This window comes from Methanoregula sp. (assembly GCF_002835825.1).
Taxonomy (GTDB): Archaea; Halobacteriota; Methanomicrobia; order Methanomicrobiales; family Methanospirillaceae; genus Methanoregula.
Genome location: NZ_PIZH01000262.1, coordinates 1 through 3,193 on the forward strand (window position 1 = coordinate 1; position 3,193 = coordinate 3,193).

3 protein-coding genes are annotated in these 3,193 nt (G+C 58.3%); 2 read left to right on the forward strand and 1 reads right to left on the reverse strand.

The features are described from left to right. Window positions 1-184: 184 nt before the first annotated feature. Window positions 185-487, forward strand: coding sequence for a V-type ATPase subunit subunit G family protein (locus tag CW742_RS09455; protein ID WP_292419610.1), 303 nt, complete (start codon window positions 185-187; stop codon window positions 485-487). 25 nt (window positions 488-512) lie between these two features. Beyond that, the gene (locus CW742_RS09460) at window positions 513-2,450 is read left to right on the forward strand and encodes a V-type ATP synthase subunit I (protein WP_292419613.1); all 1,938 of its coding nucleotides are present in this window, start codon (window positions 513-515) and stop codon (window positions 2,448-2,450) included. 519 nt (window positions 2,451-2,969) lie between these two features. Here the strand turns inward: CW742_RS09460 and CW742_RS09465 are convergent. Beyond that, on the reverse strand, window positions 2,970-3,193 hold a 224-nt coding region (locus CW742_RS09465; RefSeq protein WP_292419616.1), incomplete at its 5' end, for a V-type ATP synthase subunit D.

Genomic DNA, 3,193 nt, shown 5'->3' on the forward strand with positions numbered 1-3,193 from the left:
TGTGTCGCTGCGGAGAAGGGCTTGTGGAGGGTGCAACAGAGGGGGCGGGGCTTGTGGGTGCAGGGGCGAAGGACGAGCGGAAATCGCATCGTGAAAAGCGCCCCACGTGCGGGGTAACCTCGGTGCCGAAACGGCAGCAAGGACTTTAAAGGGGGAAGCGAGTACGGAGCACGAAGGGACGATCTTGGAGGAGATCCGGGACAAGGAGCGGGAGCTGGGATCCCGGATCGAATCGGCCCGCGAAAAAACCACTGCGATGATCGCGGCGGCCCACAGCGAGGGCGATGACCTGGTCTGCACGGCAGAGAGCATGGCAAAGACTGCCGCGGAACAGGTCTACTGGACAGAACGGGGGAGGACCGAAACCGAGATCGCGGAGCTGAAGAGGGCGGCAGAGGAGGAGACCGCCGCGGCACTCGCCCATGCGGAGAAGAATGTCCCTGCTGCTGCCGATGCGATTGTCAGGTACGTGACCGGGGAGCAGTGAGGGGCACAAGGGACGGGTGAGCCGTATGCTCCAGGCGATGGAACGGATCCAGGTGGTCGGGCCCCGGGAGGACCTCGGACAGGTCGTTGATTTCCTGTACCAGGCGGGCACGGTCCACCTCGAGAAAGCCACCGAGCTTGTCTCAAAGGAGGAGATCCGCCTTGACAGTGTGCGGCAGGAGGAGGCGGCAGAAGTCTCCGGGGTCCTTTCCACCATCAGCGCGATCCTCTCGACCCTTCCGTCTACCGCAGACGACGAGACCGCACAGGATTCGCTAAGGGCCTCCCTTGCGTCGATGAACCACCGGGAGATCCTTGCCCGGAGCCGCAGGATCATCCACACCCTCGAGACAACAACACGGAAGCTTGCGGCGAGAAAGAGCGAGCTCACCCTCTCGGTCACAAACCTGAACCGGTACGAGAAGGTCCTCGACATCATCCAGCCGATCGAGAAGGAACTTCCCGTGCTCGAAGGTTTCGAGGTAACGATCCTCCTCATCCAGCAGGAGCACAAGGAGGTTCTGGACCTGATCAAAAAGGAGCTCCTCACAATCACGGGCGACCGTTTCGAGATGACCGCGACAAGCGTCGATGCGGAGACCCTTGCCGCGATCATGGTCTTTCCAAAAAGGTTCTCCGAAGAGATCCATTCCTTCATCTACTCCGTGAATGTGAACGAGGTCCGCCTCCCCAGGGAATATTCGGGCCGGCCGTTCTACGAGATGTATGCCCTTCTCGAAGACAGCCGGCTCCGGGCGCTGGACGAGATCGCCCGGATCGACCACGAACTCCTCGCGTTCTCGGCAACCTGGTACCAGGAGCTCGTTGTCCTGAAAACCTATCTTGAAAACATCCACTGCGGACTCGGGGCGTACCGGAACTTCGGGCAGTCCGAGTATACATTTGTCATCATGGGCTGGATCCCGAAAAAACACGTAAAGAAGACCCGGCAGGAACTGAAAGCCCGGTTCAGGGGCCGGGTCGTCCTCTGCGAGCTTCCGACAAGCGAGAAAGACATGGAGAGCGCCCCGGTCTTCTATGACAATCCCTTCTGGGTGAAGCCGTTCGAATTTATCATGCAGCTTGTCACGCCACCCCGGTATCGCGAGCTCGATCCCTCCCCCATCCTTGCGATCTTCTTCCCGCTCTTCTTTGGGATCATGGTCGGGGATATCGGGTACGGGCTTGTCATTCTCGCCTTCGCGCTCGTTATCCGGCACCGGTTCCAGGCAATGGCGTTTGCGAAAAACCTGGCGGACATCCTGATCATCTCGTCCATCCCGGCTATCTTCTTCGGCTACCTCTTTGGCGAGTTCTTCGGGGACCTGGGAGAGCATATGGGATGGCTCCACCCGGTCCATTTCCTTGGCATTACCTGGAACCGGGTGGATGCGATGATCCCGATGCTCGTGCTCGCGATCCTTCTTGGCGTCATCCATGTCCTCCTTGGTCTTGTCATCGGCATCCGGAACGCGGTCATCACGAAGAAGAGAAAGCACCTGTACGAGAAATGCGGTATGCTGATGATGATCGTGGCGCTGATCATCCTTGCCATCACCCTCACGGGTGTTCTGCCGGAAGTTGCCATGTATCCGGCCATCGCACTGGTCATCGTCGCCCTGCCGCTCATCCTGCTGGGGGCCGGGATCTTCGGCACCATCGAAGTGATGAGCACGGTGGGAAACATCCTCTCGTACGCCCGGCTGATGGCTATCGGCATGGCCTCGGTCATCCTCGCGCTCGTTGCCAACCGGCTTGGCGGGGCGTTCGAGATCGCCATCATCGGCATCATCGTCGCGCTCCTGCTGCACGCGCTCAACATCGTGCTCGCGATGTTCTCGCCTTCGATCCACTCGATGCGTCTCCACCTTGTCGAGTTCTTCGGCAAGTTCTACGAAGGTGGAGGCGTGCCGTACCAGCCGTTTGCCCGGCAGGCGGGAGAGGGGGAGAAGAAGGGGGAGTGAGTGGAGATTCTGGTTTCGGGACCCGATCCGGAATCCCTGTTTTTCCGCATCTTATATTCTGTTGAAATCCTTTGATGTAATGATGGGGGCTGATGCCCCCATACCCCGATCGAGACGCTTGCCGCCGCCCCGAAGGGCGCCCCGCGGTGGCCTCAATTGGAATTTTAAAACAACTCTTTGTTAGAATATCCCTTTCAGGCAATGCAGAGGCATCACATGCACCCCCGCCCCCATTGGGGGCAGGGCTGGCGCAAGACGGGCAACTACCCAGAGGGTGGTTTTCCACAGAGAATAATCCCGGCAACCTGCAGTCCGTTTAGACCCGACTTTCGCGGCTATATTAGCGCTATTTGCGTCTCTTTTTTTACGATGTAAAAACAGGAAAAGTAGGGGACTTAGTCCTGTTTTTTAGGGTACTTAGTCCTTCACCCCTTTTTCAGGAGGGATATCCTAAGACGGTGAGAGAATAGGGCGGGATGTGAGGGTTATGAGTACGGCCGGGAAGGCGCGATACGCTCATCACTCGGATAACGGAGAGGATAATCCCTCCTGTTGTTTCTTCTCCCTTGCCTTCTTTTTCTTCCTCTCTAAAATACTCTTGACCTTCTTGAGCCGGAACAAATCCTCCCGCTCCCGCTCCTCAATTGCGTTCTTTATGTACTTGGCCTGGCTCTTCAGCTCCGTGCTCAGGATCTGTTCGAGCGCGTTCCCGCTCCGCCGGTTCATCTGGATCTCGGCCCCGG